We start from the raw sequence: 19,680 nt of genomic DNA, 5'->3' as shown, positions 1-19,680 counted from the left end.
GTCAATCGGCCGGCGTGCGACGCAGGCGCGCCATGCTCAAGGTGTCGACCAGTCGGCCGTCGCGCACGGCGTAGTCACGGAACAGGCCTTCGGTCTCGAAACCGAACTTGCGGTAGAGCCCGATGGCGGCTTCGTTGTCGGCATATACGGAGAGTTCGACCCGTTGCAGGTTCATCCAGTTGTCGGCGATATCCAGCACGGCCGCCAGCAGTTTCGAGCCCACGCCTTTGCCCTGCCATGCCACTGCGACGCCCATGCCGAGGTTGCCGGCATGGCTGCGGCGGATCCGCGAGAACTGTTCAAGGCCAATGTTGCCGATCACTGTGCCTTGATGCAGCGCCACCAGTTGCACCACGCGTTCGTTATCTGGTGCCAGGCGTTTGCGCCAGACCTCGGTTGATTGAAACGGCATTTGCAGCACCTGACGGGTGATGGCCGGGTCGTTGTAGAGCGCGGTGATGCCGTCGATGTGGGATTCGTTGAAGCGTTCGAGGGTGATGACCGGATTGGTGGCGGGCATGGGTGATTCATCCTTGATGCAGACATGGCTGATTACTCTACAACGCTATCTCCCGGTATGGCGACATTCCCCACCTGCAGGAGTGCAATGCTGTTGGGATTGGGGGCATATCCGTTTCTGCGGTTACGGCGACTATTGGTTCCGCTTTTACAGCGGGTCACTTGGAAAAGCCCCAAGTAACCAAGGGCTCTTGCCCCTGACGTTCGGTGCCTCGCTAAGGCTCGGCATGCCCTCTCTCCGGTCCTGCTCCGTGGGCCCGCCGCCATCGGCCATCCATGGCCGGGGGCGGCTAACCCGGCATCCATGCCGGGTTGCCCACTGCGCAGAACCTGCGCTCGGCCTCTCGAGGGGGCGTGCACCGCCAAAGCAAGGCGAGGCGGCCTACCGGCCGACCTGGTTCTTCAACGCTTACGCGTAGTGATCGTTCTCCAGAGTGTGGGCGCGGTCACGCGAAGTGGCCTTCCGGCCAACCTGGCTTTGGCAGATGTACTCAATACCTGTGGGAGCGAGCTTGCTCGCGATGGCGGCATTACAGGCAACATCACCGCTGACTGACAGGGCCTCATCGCGAGCAAGCTCGCTCCCACATTTGACGGCGTACACCCGTGGCTCCTCACCACTCATCAGGTCGAGCGTTAGCTCGCCTTCAGCTTTTGACCTTGATCTGCCCCGTCGGAAGGCCGAACGCAGGTTCTGCGTAGTGGGCAACCCGGCATGGATGCCGGGTTAGCCGCCCCCGGCCATGGATGGCCGATGGCGGCGGGCCCACGGAGCAGGACCGGAGTGAGGGAATGTCGAGCCACAGCGAGGCACCGTACGTCAGGGGCGCTGGCGCTTGGTTACTTGGCGCTCTTCCAAGTGACCCGCCGTCAGGGCGGAACCAATAGCGGCCGTCACCCCAAAAACGGATATGCCCCCACCCCCAAAAGCGAACAGCATTACCCTAATGAAATGGCTACCCCCGATAGCGGACTAACATTCAAAATAGATGTCGACTGATGCACCGCCATCGCGAGCAGGCTCACTCCTACAGTTGACCGCGGTCAGCTTTGGAACCACTCCCGACGCTCATTGAAGGTGTTTTGGATCAATTCCACGATCACCTGCACGTCAGCCCGCTGCCGGGATTCGGCATTGACCGCCATCCACACCTGGCGCTGCATCGGTTGCTCGAACAACCCGGGTAACGCGATCAAGCCACGGTCAAACTGGCTCATGTACTGCGGCAAAAGGCCGATGCAAGCGCTGCAACGGATCATCTCCAGCATCAACTCATAAGAATGCAACTGCACCACGCCGGCCAGGCGCTGATCCACCACGCTGTTCCATGGCCGGAAACTCTCGACCTGCCGATCATGCTGCCATTGCACCAACAGGAAATCGGCCAGGTCATCCAGGCTATCCGGCCGCGCGGTGACTCGCGAATAGCGTTTGGCGATGTGCGGCAGATACTCCAGGCGCGCCAGCGGCTGGGGTTCGCTGATGGCGAAACTCGGGCCCGGCAGCGGTGAATCGGTGCCGGCCAGCCACAGCACCACATCGGCACTGATCGCTTGCAGGGCCAGTTCACTGTCCAGCGTGATGATGTCCAGGCGAACGCTGGCGTTGCGGCGCAGCAGCGCCACCAGATCACGTCCAAGGATGTCATGCAGGATCGACTCGGCCACCGCCAGCCTAATCAGCGGCTGTTCGATCACCGGTACGTCGTGCTCATGGGCCAGGGCGATCAACTGCGCCTGAAGCTGCAACCCTTCACGGCTCAACGCCACGCCAGCGTCCTGATGATGGAACAGCGAACACTGCAATTGCGCTTCAAGCTGCGCCAGGTGTTTGCGCAACTGGGTCGATTTGATATTGAGGCTGCGGGCCGCTTGCATGAAGCAACCGCAGCGGGCGCTCACCCTGAAGGATTGCGCGAGCACCGGATCGATACCGGCGGCGCGAGTGGATACCATGAATGCCATCTATGACTCCCTGTCGATCTGTCCTGTAAAACCTCATCCTGCGCAGCGTTTATGAACCTGACGTGACACCCCGATGGAAAATCGATTCAGCCGCTGGGGGTTTGCCGAAAGCTCACCGCCAGGCGATTCCAGCTATTGATGGTGGTGACGGCGATGGTCAAGTCGACCATTTCGGTTTCGCTGAACTGCTCCCGGGCCGATGCATACACGTCGTCCGGCACATGGCTTTCAGACAGCAACGTCACCGCTTCGGTCCAGGCCAGCGCCGCCCGTTCACGGGGGTTGAAGAAGCCGCTGTCGCGCCACACCACGATCGAATACAAGCGCCGGTCGGTCTCACCCAGACGCCGTGCATCCACCGAGTGCATGTCAGTGCAGAAGGCGCAGCCATTGATTTGCGAGGCGCGGATCTTGATCAAGTGCAACAGCGCTGGCTCGATGCTGAGGTTGCTGGTCAAGGCTTCCATCGCGATCATCGCTTTCATCGCCTTGGGCGAGGCGCTGTAGTAATCCAGGCGGGAACTCATGGTGGCAGCCTCTTGGATTGAAGGGTTGCTTCCACGGTAGGCGCTGACGCAGGCACGTTACAGATCCAATTGCGCGAAAAAGCCGTGGACCAGCCGGCAGCAGACCAATCGCCGCTTTTTTGCCCGCGCAACTTCTGCACGACGGCCCTTGCGGGTAATCTGGCGCGACGCACACGCGCCTCAATCGCCCAGGAGCCTCGCCGGTATGGAACTTCATGTTGTCATCAACGGCCGCAAGGACCTGGCAGGCCAGTTGTACAACCAACTGCGCAGCGCCATTGAAACCGGCCGCCTGGCAGCCGGCACGCAATTGCCGCCCAGTCGTTTGCTGGCCGAGCAACTGGGCATTTCGCGCAAGACCATTTCCGACACCTATGCGCAGCTGACGTATGAAAACTTCCTGACCGGCGTCATTGGCAAAGGCACTTACGTCAACGCCCGGGCGGCGAAACCCTTACCCAAGCAAAGCCATTCGGCGCTGGCGAGTTTTGAAGTGATCGAGTCCTGGCGCAATCTGCCGGTGTTTCTGCGGCATCCGAACCTGGAAGGCTCGCTGCGCTACGATTTCATCGGTGGCGCCACCAGCAAAGGGCAGTTCCCCCAGGACGATTGGCGCCGCTGCACCTCGCATGCATTGCGCCAGATCACCGCGTCCAAGGGTTTCTACAGCTTGCCCGAAGGCCTGCCAGCCCTGCGTAACGCCATCGCACGGCACATCGCGTTTTCTCGCGGGGTCAATTGCCAGGACGAAGACGTGGTGGTGTGCAACGGCGCGCAACAGGCGCTGGACCTGATTTCCCGGGTACTGAACCGGCCAGGTAGCATCGTCGCGATGGAAGACCCCGGTTATCCGCCGGCGCGCTTGTTGTTCGGCACCCACGGCGCCACGGTCATCGGCGTGCCGGTGGATGCCGAAGGTATTCAAGTGGACAAGATTCCCTTGGGCACCCGGCTGATTTACGTCACGCCTTCCCACCAGTTCCCACTGGGCATGCCCATGAGTCAGGCGCGTCGGGTGGCGCTGCTGGAGCGCGCGTACGAGCTGGGCGCGATCATCATCGAGGATGATTACGACAGCGAATTCCGCTACGAAGGCCGGCCCACCGATTCACTGCAAAGCATGGATGAGCGCGGCATCGTCGCCTACGTCGGCACGTTTTCGAAAACCATGCTGCCGGAACTGCGGCTCGGTTATGCGATTTTGCCACCGGCGATTCTCGACGCCGTTATCCGCGCCAAACAACTCACCGACCTGCACACCTCGACCCTGCCTCAATGGGCGCTGGCCAAATTCATCGCCGAAGGCTGCCTGCTCAAGCACATCCGGCGCTGCCATACGATCTATGCCGGACGCCGCGAGCGGATCCTGTCGCGCATGGCCGGTGACCTTTCGCCGTGGCTTGCACCGGTGCCCACCACTGCCGGGTTTCACATGGTGGTGATGTGCAAGGTGCCTATCGATATTCCATTGGTCATCGAGCTGGCCAAGAAGGTCGAAGTCGGGCTCTATGCGATCGACAGCTTTTACTACCAGCAAGCGCCAAAAGCCGGGTTTTTCCTGGGATTTGGCGCCATCGATACCCTGGACATCGACACCGCCCTGGACCGTTTGCGCGACATTTTGCAGCAGGTAGCCTGACCGATTGGTCTGCGGCTTTATCCGGCGATTGGCTATTGGCGGTCCCCAGGTGCAGGCCTATCCTGCATAGGCGTTATCCCTCAATGAGCAGGATTCGTCCGGCCTGATTCAGGAGTGTGAGCAATGTCCAACGAAGTGATCAATACCGTAAAGGTGAAGGCCGCCGCCGGCCGCTCGGAAGAACTGGGTAAGCAACTGCAAAAGATTGTCGAAACCCTGCGTCAGCAACCGGGCTGCGAATCCTATATGGTCGACCGCTGCCCCGAGGACAGCAACCGCTGGAACGTCAGCGCCCGCTGGCAATCGGAAGCGGCCATGCAGATGCATTTCAACTGCCCTGAAGTACAAGGCTTCATTAGCCTGATCGACAGCCAGCTGGCCAACTCCGTCGACTTCAACAGCTTTCCGCTTCGCTAACCTTCTGTAGCAACTGCCGAACACTGCAAGGCTGCGTTCATGCCGAACGCAGCCTTGTGCTGCCTGGCATTTGCTATCGCCAATGCAGCGATGGATTGGTCCCCTCACCTTCGCGAATATTGGCTGTTTGATTGCCCTGACCCGGGGACTATCGTGGGTCCTGACGATAACCACCGCAGGTAAAGAACCATGAAAGCGTTGCGTTTCCTTGCTGCCCCCCTCGCCGCCCTCGCCCTGACCGTATCCGCCTCGGCCTTTGCCCACGACCCTTCGGAAAAGGTCACGGTCCTGCAGGACCAAATGCTGAAAAACGTGCCTGGGAAAAAAGCATTGATGATCGAAGTCGACTACAAGCCGGGACAATCCTCTATCGCCCACAAGCATGAAGGCACCGCCATGGCCTACGTGCTGTCGGGATCGATCACCTCGCAAGTGAAGGGTGAAAAGGCAATCACCTACAAGGCCGGTGAGTTCTGGTACGAACCGGCTGGCTCGGAGCATCTGGTCTCGAAAAATGCCAGCAAGACCAAACCTGCGAAGTTGCTGGTATTCATGGTGCTGTCCCCGGACGAAAAAGTGTTGATCCCCTTGGAAAACTGATGGCTGAACACGCAGCCATAAATAAACAGGCCCGAACTAGATGTTCGGGCCTTTTTATTTCCACGCGGCATTAACTGAAAACTTTTAAACCAAATAAAACTAGGGATCAACCGACAAGTTGAGTGCTGGCTATTTCAATCAGTCGCGACAGGTTTAGTCTGGAATCACCGCGATTATCTCCGGCAACTAAGATGCTTAAACCCAAGTTGTTTCACTGGAGAAACACCATGAAACTTGCGCTTGTCAGTACCTTAACAATGACCGTTGTATTAACGGGCTGCTCGATCCCCACTGCACCCACGGCCGTGTCTTCCCTGGACGGCCTCTCGATGCCACCGGTCGGTCGCAGCAATGCCACGCGCATCACCAATGGCAGCCATGTTTCGCTGGGCGTCATCTACAGCCGCAATACCCAGGTCAACCGGGCCTACCTTCAGGATTACCAAGCCAATGCCGGCACCGGTTTCGGCCAGAGCCTGCTGGTGCAGTCGATTCACGATGCTTACGTTGCCACCTCCAAGCCCGATCTCGCCGTGGACTGGGTCAAGGCCTCCCTGCAGCGTCAGTTCGGTTCGGTCACGGTGTACCCGGACCTGCAAAGTCTCAAAGCGGCGAAACCCGATGTCGTGGCGATTATCGACAGCCGCAGTCAGTTGATCACTTCGCGCAGTTCCGACATTCAGTCTGATGTCAGTGCCGATTTTTATGACGCCCACTTTAATTACATCGGCACCGCACAGGGGCATGACGCTAAAGAATTGAGTCCTGTATGGGCAGACTTTAAACGCAGCGAAGAGATCGTCGCGGACATTAACGAACAACAGAATGTGCAAGTTCGCGCACTGCAAAAGTTTGACCAGTCACTCAATAATTTACTGACCAGCCCGACAGATAAAGTGTCGATGCTTAATAATATAACCGGTTGGAAGTTGTATTGAGGCTGATGGTCCCATCGCGAGCAAGCTCGCTCCCACAGTTGACAGCGTCCCCCTGTGGGAGCGAGCTTGCTCGCGATAGGGCCTGAACAGCCACCCTAAAACCTTCAGGCACAAAAAAAGCCCCGCCTCTTTCGAGACGGGGCTTTTTCATTCAGCGGCTGATATCAGGCCGCAGGCTCCAGCTCGTCAGCGCTGACAGCCGCTGCGGCTGTCACCACTGCTTGCCCGCTCAACGCCAGGTCCAGCAGCTCACGGTTGGCAACCGCGTACATGGCGTAGTCAGTGCCGCTGGCGGCACGGATTTCTACCAGCATGGCGCGCCAGCGTTCGATCATGCCTTCGTGCTCTTCCATCCACAGCGCCAGACGTGTTTCCACGTCTTGAGTGCCGTCGCCCTGTTGCAGGACGGAGATGGTGATCGCACGTTGTTGCCAGTCGACGTCATCACGGAACGCTTCACGGGCCAGGGCTTGCCAGTTGTTTTCAACCGGCAGTGCGCTGATCTGTTGCAGGTACCAGGTGATGTCCAGCGCGCTGCCCACGGCGAAGTAAGCCTTCGCCACGTCTGCAGGGTTCTGGCCAGTCACGTCGGAGGCTTCGATGATCGGCAGCAAGGTGTACAGGTGCGAAGTCCCGGCCACCATGCGTGCGAGCAACTCAGGCACACCGGCTTCGACGTACGCCTCATAACGAGCCTGCCAGTTTTCGTGGATCTCGCCACTCAGCAGTTCGTCGAGCTTGAGACCCAACTCCTTCAGATGCGGACCGAAGTGCGCGACGTCACGGGCAGCGTTCTGCTCGTTGCGACGGGCACGCAGGAACCAGCGCGTAGCGCGACGGCCCAGACGCATCAGCTCGTCCATCAGCTCCAGTTGTACGTCGGCCGAAACCTGATAGTCCAGGGCTTCGATCTGACGGAACCAGTGCGGGAGGTGGAAGATATCCCGAACTATTACATACGCACCCGCAACATTCGCCGGGCTCATGCCGGTCGACTCTTTGAGTCGTTGAACGAAGGTGATGCCCATGTGGTTCACCAGATCGTTGGCGATCTGGGTGCTGACGATTTCGCGCTTCAGACGGTGACGGCGCATGGCGTCGGAGAACTTGCTCACCAGGCTCGGCGGGAAAGCGGTTTCCATGTCGCGCGTCAGGTAGTGGTCGTCCGGCACCAGGGAGTTGAGCAGCGCTTCCTTGAGGTCGATCTTGCTGTAGGAGATCAACACCGACAGCTCGGCACGAGTCAGGCCATGGCCTGCCGCAACGCGCTCGTTGATCGCTTCTTCAGCCGGCAGGAACTCGATGGCGCGATCCAGCTTGCCGCGGCCTTCCAGGTCGTTCATCAGACGCTTGTATTCGGCGATACGCGGCAAGGCACGACGGGCAGCCAGCGACAGCGCCTGGGTCTGCTTGTAGTTGTTGCCGAGTACCAGGTTGCCCACTTCGTCGGTCATGCTCGCCAGCAACTGGTTACGTTGCTTGTCAGTCATGTCGCCGGCGTGAACCACTTCGTTCAGCAGGATCTTGATGTTCACTTCGTGGTCGGAGCAGTCCACGCCACCGGCGTTGTCGATGAAGTCGGTGTTGGAACCGCCGCCATTGAGGCCGAATTCGACGCGACCCAGTTGGGTCATACCGAGGTTACCGCCCTCGCCCACGACTTTGCAGCGCAGTTCGTTGCCGTTCACGCGCAGCGCATCGTTGGCCTTGTCGCCGACATCGGCGTGGCTTTCGGTGCTGGCCTTGACGTAAGTGCCGATACCGCCGTTCCACAACAGGTCCACTGGCGCCTTGAGCAAGGCGTTCAGCAGCTCGGTCGGTGTCAGCTTGTCGGCCTGAATGTCGAAACGCTCTTTCATCTGCGGGGAAATCGCGATGCTTTTCGCGCTACGGGAGAAGATCCCGCCGCCTTCGGACATGATGCTGGTGTCGTAATCCGACCAGGCCGAACGCGGCAGGTCGAACAGACGCTGACGCTCGGCGAAGCTGTTGGCAGGCTCCGGGTTCGGGTCGATGAAGATGTGCAGGTGGTTGAAGGCTGCGACCAGTTGCAGCTTGTCGGACATCAACAAACCGTTACCGAACACGTCACCGGCCATGTCGCCGACGCCGACTACGGTAATGCTGTCTTTCTGGACATTGATGCCGCGTTCACGGAAGTGGCGTTGAACGCCGACCCACGCGCCCTTGGCGGTGATGCCCATCTTCTTGTGGTCGTAACCGGCCGAACCACCGGACGCAAACGCGTCACCCAGCCAGAAGCCGTAGTCGATGGCGATGCCGTTGGCGATGTCGGAGAAGGTTGCAGTGCCCTTGTCGGCAGCTACCACCAGGTACGGGTCATCGTCGTCATGACGCACAACGTTGGCCGGCGGCACCAGGGCGCCGTCTTTCAGGTTGTCGGTGATGTCCAACAGGCCCGAAATGAAGATGCGGTAGCAGGCGATGCCCTCGGCCGCGATCTCGTCGCGGCTGCCGCCCAGTGGCAGGCGACGCGGCAGGAAGCCGCCCTTCGCGCCGACGGGCACGATGACCGAGTTCTTCACTTGCTGGGCTTTTACCAGGCCCAGGACTTCGGTACGGAAGTCTTCTTCACGGTCGGACCAGCGCAGACCACCGCGAGCAACGTTGCCGAAGCGCAGGTGCACGCCTTCGACGCGAGGCGAGTAAACGAAGATTTCGAACTTCGGTACTGGCTTCGGCAGCTCAGGGATCTGGTGCGGGTTGAACTTGAAGCTGAAGTAGGACTTGTTCTGACCGTGGGCGTCAGTCTGGTAGAAGTTGGTGCGCAGGGTCGCCTTGATCAGGTCCAGGTAGCGACGCAGGATGCGGTCTTCGTTCAACACCTGAACGTCGTCCAGTGCCGTCAGAATCGCGTGTTCCAGACGTTGCTGCTTGTCTTCCAGATCGTCGCCGGTCAGCTTGCGCGCCAGGTAGAAACGGGTTTTGAACAACCGGGTCAGCTCACGAGCGATGTCGGTGTGGTTGTTCAGTGTGCTGGCGATATAACCCAGGTCGAAGCCCAGGCGGATCTGCTTCATGTATCGAGCATAAGCACGCAGCAACGCCACGTCGCGCCATGGCAGGCCGGCGGTCAGTACCAGACGGTTGAATGCATCGTTCTCGGCATCGCCACGCACGATGTGGACGAAAGCGTCCTGCAAGGTGTCGTTGAGTTGCTGGATGTCGAGTTCCAGGCCTTCGGCAGCGGTGAACGCGAAATCGTGAATCCAGAACTCGCGGCCGTTGTTGTGACGCAGGCGGTACGGGAATTCACCCAGTACGCGCAGACCGAGGTTTTCCAGGATCGGCAACACGTCGGACAATGCCAGCGGGGTATCGGCGTGATACAGCTTGCAGTGCAGTTCGCGCTGGCCCGAGACCTGACCCAGTGGCTGATAGAAGCTCATGACCAGTGGATTTTTTTCGCTCAGGCTCAGCAGGTGCTGCATGTCGACCACAGCCGAGTGGGCAGCGAAACGCTCGCGGTAACCGGCCGGGAAGCCTTTCGGGAAGTCAGCCAGCACGTTGGTGCCGTGGGCTTCGCCGAAGCTCTCCACGACCAGGCTCGCGTAGTCGTCCTGCCAGCTGCGGCAGGCTTGCACCACTTCTTTTTCCAGCAGAATCGGGTCGATGTCCAGGCGGTTCTTCGGATCGACGCGCAGAATCAGCTGCACGCGCGCCAGCACGGACTCGGAGAAGAAAGTCCAAAACTCGCAGTCCGAGGCTTTCAGGCGATCCATCAGCACTTGCTGGATCTTCTGGCGCACTTCGGTGGAGTAGATATCGCGCGGCACGTAGGCCAGGCAGTAGCAGAAGCGGCCGTACGGGTCTTTGCGCAGGAACACGCGGATCTTGTTGCGTTCCTGGATCTGTACGATCGACATCACGGTGCTGAACAGCTCGTCGACCGGGGTCTGGAACAGATCATCACGCGGCAGCACTTCGACCACCTGCGCCAGTTCCTTGCCCAGGTGAGCCTTGGGCTGGAAGCCGGAGCGGCGCTCGATTTCTTCGACCTTGCGGCGGATGTACGGGATGACCCGCACGCTCTCGCCATACACCGAGGAGGTGTACAGGCCCATGAAACGGCATTCCTTGATCACGTTGCCGTCGGCATCGATTTCACGGATCGACACGTAATCCGGGTAAGCCGGACGGTGCACACGGCTCGGATGCGCGGCCTTGGCGAACGACAGCAGGGTCGGTTCGCGCAGGTAGTTCACGGCGTAGTCTTCGATGCGCAGGTCATCGTAGGTCAGGCCAGTGCGCAGCAGCTTGGTCAGGCCGAGGAAGGAGTCCTGATCGTAGACGATGTGGCCGCCGTCGGCTTCGTCGCGCACCACGAATTCTTCATAGCCGAGGAAGGTGAAGTGGTTACCCACCAGCCATTCCAGGAAGCTTTTGATCTCGGCTTTTTCTTCTGGATCGACCGCAAACTTGCTGTTGTCCAGGCCGGTGAGGATTTGCTGGACCTTGTCTTTCATCGGCTCGAAATCGGCGACCGCGACGCGGACTTCGCCGAGAACCTGTTCCAGTTCCTTGCTCAGGACATTCATTTCGGCCGTGTTGGCACAACGGTCGATTTCCAGGTACATCAGGGATTCTTGCAGGATCCCTTCGCCCTGGGTGCCTTTTGGCAGGATTTCCAGCAACTCGCCCTTGCTGCCGCGACGCACGCTCAGCACGGTGGTTTGCAGGGTATGGATGCTGTAGCCGCGACGATTCAGCTCGGTGCGCACCGAGTCCACCAGGAATGGCAGGTCGTGGTGCAGCACTTCGACCGCGGTGTGGGTCGACTGCCAGCCGTGGCGCTCGTAATCAGGGTTATAGACGCGCACTTGCGGTTGCGCGTGATCGAAGCGCTCAAGCAGGCGCCACGCAGAAAGGGTGCAGCCGGCGAGGTCGGACAACCGACGCTGGGTCAGCTCGTCCAGGGAAATGATGCCGAAGAATTGTTCAGCGAACAGCGCCACTTGTGGCAGTGCCTGTTCACTGATGTGCTGCGCCAGTGCCGCTTTCAGTTGGTGCTGGAAGTCGGCTTTGCTGGCTGCGGTGAAGAACGCCATCTGTGGTACTCCGCTTGGGCTTGTTATTGATGGAAGCGTCGCGTGCAAAACCCCTTTCGGGGCGATCCGTCACCCTGTTCCTGATTCTCGGGCAGAGGAAACAGGGTGACAGGTGGGTGAAGCTGGACGAGACACTCAGGTCACATTCACCTTCCAAGAATGGGCATCTGCAAAAACGACTCTGCGATCAATTGCACAATGTCTTTACAGGTATCCATTCGATGCGCAGCTTAACGAGTGCGGCAAGGCCTGTGCTTGCGGCGCTGCGACATATTCGGTCATCGGTACGCAGCTCTCGGCATGCGCCTCGAACAACACTAGCAGTCGTGCAGGAAAATGGGCGTTTTATGCCCGTTTTTACCGCACATCCGTCCTCGAAATGACCAGCAACACTTCAAGTGTTCACGACACTTCCTCTGACACTCAGACGAGCAGAAATTCCCACAGGCTGGCAGAATCGGGTTTTATTGCGTTCATAACGCTCGCCGAGCCAGGAATCCCCCATGCAAATCACCACCGAACAGTTGATCGTCAACCCGTGCGATGACGAAGAAGACAACCTGGCCATGCTCTGCTGCACCAGCGATGATGGCGAGATGTTTCTGATGAGTCGCTTCCCAGATGAGGAAGAGCTGGAAATCATCTTCCAGGACACGCCTTCAACGCTCGATGGCGTGAAAGTCACCCTCAGCCCTACCCGCCTGCTGATCGAAATCGCAGCAGCCGACGCCGATGCGCTCAATGGCGAAGATTCCCTGGAAATCATTCACAACACCGATGCCAGCGACCTGCCGGAAGTGGAAGAGACCTTGCAGAATATTCTTGATGGCATCGGCACTTATATAAGCGAACTCTAAGCCTTGGATTCTTGAGTGCCTGAACCGGCCCCATCGCGAGCAAGCTCGCTCCCACATTTGATCGCATTTTCATGAAACAACTCGGTCTCCTGTGGGAGCGGGCTTGCCCGCGATGAGGCCCGAAAGCACACCGTCAACCTTCGAACCTCACAAAACTCCAACACTTTCTCCAGTCAATTCCCGCACTTTGCTCAAAATGCCGTTAGTCGCCGCCCCCCGCGATGGATTAAAGTAACGCCCCCAGCCCTGGCGTTATTCGAACGTCTTCGGTCACCCTTTCCAGGAACAGTCATCGATGGAACATCGTGAAGCGCTGCTAGCGCTGCGAACCTTTCTTTCAACGCAGATTCTCGGCCAGGAAAAACTCATCGAGCGCTTGCTCATCGCCCTGCTTGCCGACGGCCACATGCTGGTCGAAGGCGCCCCTGGCCTGGCCAAGACCAAGGCCATCAAAGAACTCGCCGAAGGCATCGAAGCCCAGTTCCACCGTATCCAGTTCACCCCTGACCTGCTGCCTGCCGACATCACCGGTACGGAAATCTATCGCCCGGAAACCGGCAGCTTCGTATTCCAGCAAGGCCCGATCTTCCACAACCTGGTGCTGGCGGACGAAATCAACCGTGCCCCGGCCAAGGTGCAATCGGCACTGCTGGAGGCCATGGCCGAGCGTCAGGTCAGTGTCGGGCGCAGCACTTATGAGCTATCGCCGCTGTTTCTGGTGATGGCCACGCAAAACCCGATCGAGCAGGAAGGCACCTACCCGCTGCCCGAAGCCCAGCTCGACCGCTTCCTGATGCACGTGAAAATCGGTTTCCCGGACGCCGCCGTCGAGCGCAGGATCCTGCAACAGGCCCGTGGCGAAGCGCTGAACGGCGAAACCAAACCCGAACGCCGGGTCAGCCAGCAGGCGATCTTCGCCGCCCGCAAGGAAATCCTTGGCCTGTACATGGCCGACGCCGTGGAGGAATACCTGGTGCAACTGGTTATGGCCACGCGCACGCCGGGCAAGTTCGACCCGGAAATGGCCGAGTGGATCGCCTACGGCGCCAGTCCACGCGGCTCGATTGCCCTCGACCGCTGCGCCCGGGCTCACGCCTGGCTCGCGGGTCGCGATTTTGTCAGCCCGGAAGACATCCAGGCGGTGTTGTTCGACGTGTTGCGCCACCGCATCATTCTTTCCTTTGAAGCCGAAGCTGCTGGCATCGACCAGGACCGGGTGGTCCAGCGGATTCTCGACGTCGTAGCCGTCGCTTGACCCCGATGAACGCCCCCCTGCCGCCCGAGCCGGGCATCCGCGTCAGCCTCTCCGAGCTGATCGAGATGCGCCATCGCGTGCGCGAAGTGCAGCTGTTTTCCACGCCGAGCCAGCGCAGCCCGCTGATCGGCCTGCACCACTCCAAGCTGCGCGGGCGCGGCGTGGACTTCGATCAGGTGCGGGTCTATCAGGCCGGCGACGACGTGCGCACCATCGACTGGCGCGTCACCGCCCGGACCCAGGAACCGCACACCAAACTGTTCCACGAAGAACGCGAGCGGCCGATTTTCATCATGGTCGAGCAAAGCCGCCGGCTGTTTTTCGGCTCCGGACTGATGTTCAAATCAGTGCTCGCGGCCCAGGCGGCAAGCCTGATTGGCTGGGCAGCCCTGGGTCACAACGACCGGGTCGGCGGGCTGGTATTCGGCGACAACGAGCATTACGAGATCAAACCCCGGCGCAGCAAGCAAAGCCTTCTGCAGTTGCTCAACCGCCTGGTACGGGTCAACCAGTCGCTGCACACCGAGACCGAGCAGCACCGCGATTCGCTCAATCTGGCCCTGCGTCGCGCACGGGAAGTGCTGCGCCCTGGCAGTCTGGTGATCTTGATCTGCGATGAACGCGCCTTGACCGAAGGCTCCGAGCAGCAGCTGAGCTTGTTGTCGCGCCATTGCGACCTGTTGCTGCTGCCGCTGTCCGACCCGCTGGACCACGCACTGCCCGCCGCCGGGCTTTTGCGCTTTGCCGAGCGTGGCGCGCAGCTGGAACTCGACACGCTCAATTTCGACCTGCGCCAAACCTACCGAGCCCAGGCCGAAGCCCGCATCGCCCGCTGGGAACTGCTGGCGCAGAAGTTGCGGGTCTTGCTGATGCCGCTGAGCACCCAGAGCGAGATGGTCGAGCAACTGCGCGAGTACTTGAACCCACAGAAACCGGGGAAAGGTCGATGAGCAGCCTCGATCAATTGCAACCACTGATAACCCCGCCACCCATCGATTTCTGGCCACCCGCGCCGGGCTGGTGGCTGCTGCTGTTGTTGCTGCCGCTGATCGGTTTCGGGCTGTGGAAGGCGCGGCGCTTCATTCCGAACAAACGCCCTGTCGTGCGTGCCGAACAACCGCTGGATCCGGTGCGTATCGCCGCGCTGGCCGAACTGGCGCTGATGCCCAAGCCCTATGACGGCGCACCGGCCGGCGCCTGGCTGCAGCAGCTTAATGGCTTGCTCAAGCGCCTTTGCCGCAACCATTACCCCTACAGCCAGAGCCACACCCTCAACGGGCGCAAATGGCTGGCGTTCCTCGACAACCGTTGCCCGGCCGCCGGCCTGACCCGCTGGATGGTGCTGGTCGAAGGCGCCTACAAACCCGAATGCAAACTCGACGACAAGGCCATCGCCGGCCTGACACAAGCCGTCGACACCTGGATTCGCAAACATGTTTGAGTTCGCCTGGCCGTGGATCTTTGCCGTGCTGCCGCTGCCCTGGCTGATGCGCATCCTGCTGCCGGTGGCCGACAGCGGCGAACCGGCGCTCAAGGTCAGTTTCCTCAACGACCTCGAAGGCCTGGCCCGTCGCCGCGCCCGGGCCAACTTGCCGGCATGGCGCCAGCAAGCACCGTTCATCCTGCTGTGGCTGTTGTTGCTGATTGCCGCCGCTCGCCCGCAATGGCTGGGCGAACCGCTGCCGATCGCAGCCAGTGGTCGCGATTTGCTGGTGGCGGTGGACGTGTCCGGCTCCATGGATTTTCCCGACATGCAATGGCAGGACGAAGACGTCAGCCGCCTGTCGCTGGTCAAGCATTTGCTCGGTGACTTCCTTGAAAGTCGCGAAGGCGACCGCGTCGGCCTGATCCTGTTTGGCAGCCAGGCTTACCTGCAAGCGCCGCTGACGTTCGACCGGCACACCGTGCGCGTGTGGCTCGACGAAGCGCGCATCGGTATTGCCGGCAAGAACACCGCCATCGGTGATGCCATCGGCCTCGCTCTCAAGCGTCTGCGCCTGCGTCCGGCGCAAAGCCGCGTGCTGATTCTGGTGACCGACGGCGCCAACAATGGCGGTGAAATCGATCCGCTCACCGCGGCGCGCCTGGCGGCCAGCGAAGGCGTGAAAATCTACCCGATCGGCATCGGCGCCGACCCGGAGCAAAGCGGTACGTTAGGGTTTCTTGGGATCAACCCGAGCCTGGACCTCGACGAGCCGGCCTTGAAGGCCATCGCCCAAGCCACGGGCGGCCAGTATTTCCGCGCCCATGACGGCAAGGAATTGCAGGCGATCAAGGACACCCTCGACAAACTCGAACCGGTGACCCAGCAACCGACCCAGGCCCGCCCGGCTCAGGCGCTGTATCACTGGCCCCTGGCGCTGGCGCTGCTGCTGAGCATGTTGCTGGTGGTGCGCGAGCTTTGGCCGGATAACCCGCTGCAGCGACTGTTCACCAAGGATCTGTTTTTGCAAACGCAATTGCCTGACTGGCGCCAGCGGCTCAACCGCCTGCGCCTGCGGAGGCGCCGATGAGTGCGCTGTGGCCGTACTGGTTCCGTCCCTGGTGGCTGCTGTTGTTGCCCGTCTTGGGCTGGTTGATTTGGCAGCTCTGGCATCGGCAGAAACGTGCCGGACGCTGGCAGATGATTCTGCCGCCGGCCTTTCACGCCGCGCTACTGAGCGGTGGCGGCGGTCGCGACAGCAAACTGCCGTGGATCACCCTGGGAATTGCCTGGGTGCTGACCGTTCTGGCCCTGCTGGGTCCGAGCTGGCAGCGGGTCGAACAAATCAGCCAGAAACCCGCCGACCCGGTGGTCGTCGTGCTTGAACTGACCCCGGAAATGCTCGCCACCGATGTCGCCCCCAACCGACTGGAGCAAGCCCGGCGCAAGCTGCTGGACCTGCTGCAAGACCGCAGCGACGCCCAGACAGCCATTGTCGTCTATGCCGGCAGCGCACACACGTTGGTGCCTTTGTCGGACGACCTCTCCACCAGCCGCAACCTGCTGGACGCGCTCAAACCATCGCTGATGCCCGTGGCCGGCCATCGTGCCGATATCGCGGTGACCAAGGCCCTGTCCCTGCTCCACCAAAGTGATTTGGGCGAAGGCCGGATCCTGCTGATCGGCTCTACCCTGACCGACCTGGAGCGTGAGGGCATTGATCAGGCGCTGGACGGCAAATCGACGCAGTTTCTGATGCTTGGCATCGGCACCGCTGAAGGGGCGCCGGTGGCCCAAGAGGACGGCAGTTTCCTCAAAGATGATCAGGGCGCGATTCTGGTGCCGCACCTGGACAGCCCAAGCCTGAAAGCGTTTGCCAATGACCTTGGCGGGCGTTATCACCAGGCGCGCCTTGACGATTCCGACCTGCGCGGCCTCGGCCTGCTCGACGGTCCACGCAATCTGCGCAACGACGGCCAGACCCTGCGCCTCGACACCTGGGCCGATCAGGGTTACTGGCTGCTGCTACCGTTGCTACTACTGGCGGGCTGCGCCGGTCGACGCGGCTGGTTGTTCTGCCTGCTGCCGCTGTTGCTGGCGCTGCCGCAACCGAGCTATGCCTTCGATTTTGAAGACTTGTGGCTGCGTCCCGATCAACGCGGCTTGCACCTGCTCAAGCAAGGCCATCCGGCGAAGGCCGCGCAACATTTTGAAGATCCGCAGTGGCAAGGCGTGGCGCTCTATGAAGCCGGCGACTATGCCGGTGCCGCCCAGCGGTTCGCCGAAGGCAATGACGCCCACGCCCACTACAATCGTGGCAACGCCCTGGCCCGAAACGGCGACCTGGAAGCAGCGCTGGATGCTTACGATCAAGCGTTGGAGCGCCAGCCGGATTTGCGCCCGGCACAGACCAACAAGGCTTTGGTGGAAAGTCTGCTCAAGCAGAAAAACACCCCGCCGCCGGCCGAGCCGGACAAAAACGCAGGCGAGCAAACCGACACCGCCGCGCAAGAGCCGCCGCCGGGCGCCGCCACCCAGCCATCGGACAGTGGTGAACCGCAATCCGACGCCCAGCAGGCTGCATTGGAGGCTAATCAGTCGCCTACCACACCGCCAAAACCGGGCACCAATGAAGTCCCGGGCAGTGAACTGGGGGATGAACAAACCACCACGCCACCGCTGCGGCCGGCCAACGACAACATCGATGGCGAACAGCGTCAGGCGCTTGAGCAATGGCTACGTAAAATCCCCGATGACCCGGGTGAACTGCTCAGGCGCAAATTCTGGTACGAACAGCAACAACATCAGGATCAGGGAAAAATTCGATGACCCGCTTCACCCTTTTCATCCTCGCGCTGTTGCTCTGTGCCGTTCAGGCCCAGGCGGCGGAACTGGTCGCCAGTGTCGACCGCAGTCGCCTGAACTCCGGCGAAACAGTCGAACTGACCCTGGAATCCAACGACGTGACGCAGTTCGGCAAGCCTGATCTGGCGCCGCTGGAACCGCAGTTCGAGGTGCGCGGCACTCGTCAGGTCAACCAACTGACAACGCTCAACGGCGATAACCGCGCCACCACGCGCTGGATCATCACCTTGCTGCCCAAGGAAAACGGCAGCGTGACGATTCCTTCGTTGCAGTTGGGCGAGGCCAATAGCCAACCGATCACCGTGCAAGTGGTCGAAAGTGAAACCCAGGACACCACCAACAAACTGGCTCCGGTGTTCATTGACGCCAGCCTGGATCAGACCAGTGTGTACGTACAGGCCCAGGCCATCCTGACGTTGCGCATCTACCATTCGGTCTCGCTGTACGACGACAGCAGCCTGACCCCGCTGCAGATTCCAGACGCGCGCATTGAACAGCTGGGTGAGACACGCACCTACGAAAAAACCATCAACGGTCTGCGCCATGGCGTGATCGAAATGCGCTATGCGATTTATCCGCAACAAAGCGGTGAATTGACCATCCCGGCGCAGATGTTCAGTGCCACGCTGGTGGACACCCAGCCCCCCCAGGATCCTGCAGCCCAAGGGGCAAAAACCGGAAAGTTGATGCGCGTCAGCTCTGCGCCGATTCTGCTGACAGTAAAGGCCAAACCCATTACCTACCCGGCCGACATACCGTGGCTACCGGCGCGCAGCCTGGAACTGAGCGAAAGCTGGAACCCGGAGCCGGACCACACGCAGGTCGGTGACTCGCTGACCCGCAGCCTGACCTTGAAGGCCGAAGGCCTGGCCAGTTCGCAATTGCCGCCGTTGCCCGCCACGGACGTCAACGGCCTGCGCCGCTACCCGGATCAACCGGTGTTGAGCAACCAAAGCACCGAACGCGGCTTGGTCGGCCACCGTGAAGAACGCGAGGCCCTGGTGCCTGGCCGCAGTGGCGCCATCGAGCTGCCATCGGTGGAGGTAGTCTGGTGGAACACCTTCGAAGACCACCTGGAACACAGCAGCCTGCCCGCCCGAACCCTGCAAGTGGCGAACAACCCAAGTCTCGTGGTCGACACCCCGGCCAGCGGCGCCCCACTCACGTCCACGGCCGACAGCGAAACCCTTTGGCGCTGGAAACTCGCCACACTGATCCTCGCCTGCACCACCCTGCTGGGCTTCGGCCTCTGGTGGCGGGCGCGCTGGCAACCGGCAATCTCGCGCGCCGCGCAGGCCGGCCCGAGCCCGCGCACGGTGCTCGATGAACTCAAACGCGCCTGCCAGGCCAACGACTCACACGCCACCCGCCAGGCCCTCGACGCCTGGGCCCGGCAACAACCGGAAACCCTGGCCGACATGGCCGCCCGCTTCGTGCCACTGTCCGACGCGCTGGACGGCCTGAACGGCGCGCTCTACAGCGAGACCGGCCAGTATTGGCAAGGCGAAGAATTGTGGCGGGCGATCAAGGCAATCCCGATTGCCGAGCGGGTTCATGATCCGGTGGGTGACAGTGGGTTGCCGCCGTTGTATCCCAAGTAATGCTG

General features: G+C 60.8%; 15 protein-coding genes. 11 read left to right on the top strand and 4 right to left on the bottom strand.

Annotation, left to right across the window (positions count from 1 at the left end; genetic code table 11):
- Position 1: 1 nt before the first annotated feature.
- The 3 genes from QRN31_RS21730 to QRN31_RS21720 form a co-directional block, all read right to left on the bottom strand.
- Positions 2–520, bottom strand: coding sequence for a GNAT family N-acetyltransferase (locus QRN31_RS21730; RefSeq protein ID WP_285434472.1), 519 nt, complete (start codon positions 518–520; stop codon positions 2–4).
- A gap of 1,043 nt (positions 521–1,563) precedes the next feature.
- Positions 1,564–2,484, bottom strand: a complete 921-nt coding sequence (locus QRN31_RS21725; RefSeq protein WP_285434471.1) for a LysR substrate-binding domain-containing protein — start codon at positions 2,482–2,484, stop codon at positions 1,564–1,566.
- 86 nt (positions 2,485–2,570) lie between these two features.
- Positions 2,571–3,011 carry a carboxymuconolactone decarboxylase family protein gene (locus QRN31_RS21720; protein ID WP_285434469.1) on the bottom strand — a complete coding sequence of 147 codons (441 nt, stop codon included), beginning with the start codon at positions 3,009–3,011 and terminating at the stop codon, positions 2,571–2,573.
- Positions 3,012–3,216: 205 nt separating this feature from the next.
- Here QRN31_RS21720 and pdxR point away from each other — a divergent pair, with 205 nt between their 5' ends.
- The 4 genes from pdxR to QRN31_RS21700 all read left to right on the top strand — a co-directional run bounded on the left by pdxR (position 3,217) and on the right by QRN31_RS21700 (position 6,605).
- On the top strand, positions 3,217–4,650 hold the full coding sequence (gene pdxR, locus QRN31_RS21715) for a MocR-like pyridoxine biosynthesis transcription factor PdxR (protein ID WP_285434468.1): 1,434 nt from the start codon (positions 3,217–3,219) through the stop codon (positions 4,648–4,650).
- A gap of 123 nt (positions 4,651–4,773) precedes the next feature.
- A complete protein-coding gene (locus QRN31_RS21710) occupies positions 4,774–5,067 on the top strand; it encodes a putative quinol monooxygenase (protein WP_285434467.1) in 294 nt (97 codons plus the stop codon).
- A gap of 189 nt (positions 5,068–5,256) precedes the next feature.
- The gene (locus tag QRN31_RS21705) at positions 5,257–5,667 is read left to right on the top strand and encodes a cupin domain-containing protein (RefSeq protein ID WP_259155130.1); all 411 of its coding nucleotides are present in this window, start codon (positions 5,257–5,259) and stop codon (positions 5,665–5,667) included.
- 227 nt (positions 5,668–5,894) lie between these two features.
- Positions 5,895–6,605 carry an ATPase gene (locus QRN31_RS21700; protein ID WP_285434465.1) on the top strand — a complete coding sequence of 237 codons (711 nt, stop codon included), beginning with the start codon at positions 5,895–5,897 and terminating at the stop codon, positions 6,603–6,605.
- Between the two features lie 164 nt (positions 6,606–6,769).
- On the opposite strand, the gene QRN31_RS21695 is transcribed toward QRN31_RS21700, so the two are convergent.
- Positions 6,770–11,674, bottom strand: coding sequence for an NAD-glutamate dehydrogenase (locus tag QRN31_RS21695; protein WP_285434464.1), 4,905 nt, complete (start codon positions 11,672–11,674; stop codon positions 6,770–6,772).
- 503 nt (positions 11,675–12,177) lie between these two features.
- Between QRN31_RS21695 and QRN31_RS21690 the strand changes: the two genes are divergently transcribed.
- The 7 genes from QRN31_RS21690 (at position 12,178) to QRN31_RS21660 (ending at position 19,675) form a co-directional block, all read left to right on the top strand.
- Entirely contained in the window at positions 12,178–12,531 is a 354-nt protein-coding gene (locus tag QRN31_RS21690) for a hypothetical protein (RefSeq protein ID WP_208668626.1), read from the top strand.
- 295 nt (positions 12,532–12,826) lie between these two features.
- Complete coding sequence (locus tag QRN31_RS21685) at positions 12,827–13,786, top strand: AAA family ATPase (protein WP_020800601.1); 960 nt, start codon at positions 12,827–12,829, stop codon at positions 13,784–13,786.
- Between the two features lie 5 nt (positions 13,787–13,791).
- Entirely contained in the window at positions 13,792–14,736 is a 945-nt protein-coding gene (locus tag QRN31_RS21680; protein WP_285434461.1) for a DUF58 domain-containing protein, read from the top strand.
- Complete coding sequence (locus QRN31_RS21675) at positions 14,733–15,227, top strand: DUF4381 domain-containing protein (RefSeq protein ID WP_285434460.1); 495 nt, start codon at positions 14,733–14,735, stop codon at positions 15,225–15,227. The genes QRN31_RS21680 and QRN31_RS21675 overlap by 4 nt, the downstream gene beginning before the upstream one ends.
- Positions 15,220–16,299: a vWA domain-containing protein gene (locus QRN31_RS21670; protein ID WP_285434458.1), complete on the top strand. Its 1,080-nt coding sequence runs from the start codon at positions 15,220–15,222 to the stop codon at positions 16,297–16,299. Before QRN31_RS21675 ends, QRN31_RS21670 begins: the two co-directional genes overlap by 8 nt.
- Positions 16,296–18,038 (top strand): tetratricopeptide repeat protein, encoded by a 1,743-nt coding sequence (locus QRN31_RS21665; RefSeq protein WP_285434456.1) that lies wholly within the window; start codon positions 16,296–16,298, stop codon positions 18,036–18,038. The genes QRN31_RS21670 and QRN31_RS21665 overlap by 4 nt, the downstream gene beginning before the upstream one ends.
- On the top strand, positions 18,035–19,675 hold the full coding sequence (locus QRN31_RS21660; RefSeq protein ID WP_285434454.1) for a BatD family protein: 1,641 nt from the start codon (positions 18,035–18,037) through the stop codon (positions 19,673–19,675). Before QRN31_RS21665 ends, QRN31_RS21660 begins: the two co-directional genes overlap by 4 nt.
- The last annotated feature ends 5 nt before the right edge of the window (positions 19,676–19,680 follow it).

It is taken from the genome of Pseudomonas sp. fls2-241-R2A-110 (genome assembly GCF_030209165.1).
Taxonomy (GTDB): domain Bacteria; phylum Pseudomonadota; class Gammaproteobacteria; order Pseudomonadales; family Pseudomonadaceae; genus Aquipseudomonas.
The sequence above is the reverse complement of the archived record's forward strand: the minus strand, read 5'-3'. Positions and strand labels throughout refer to the sequence as shown.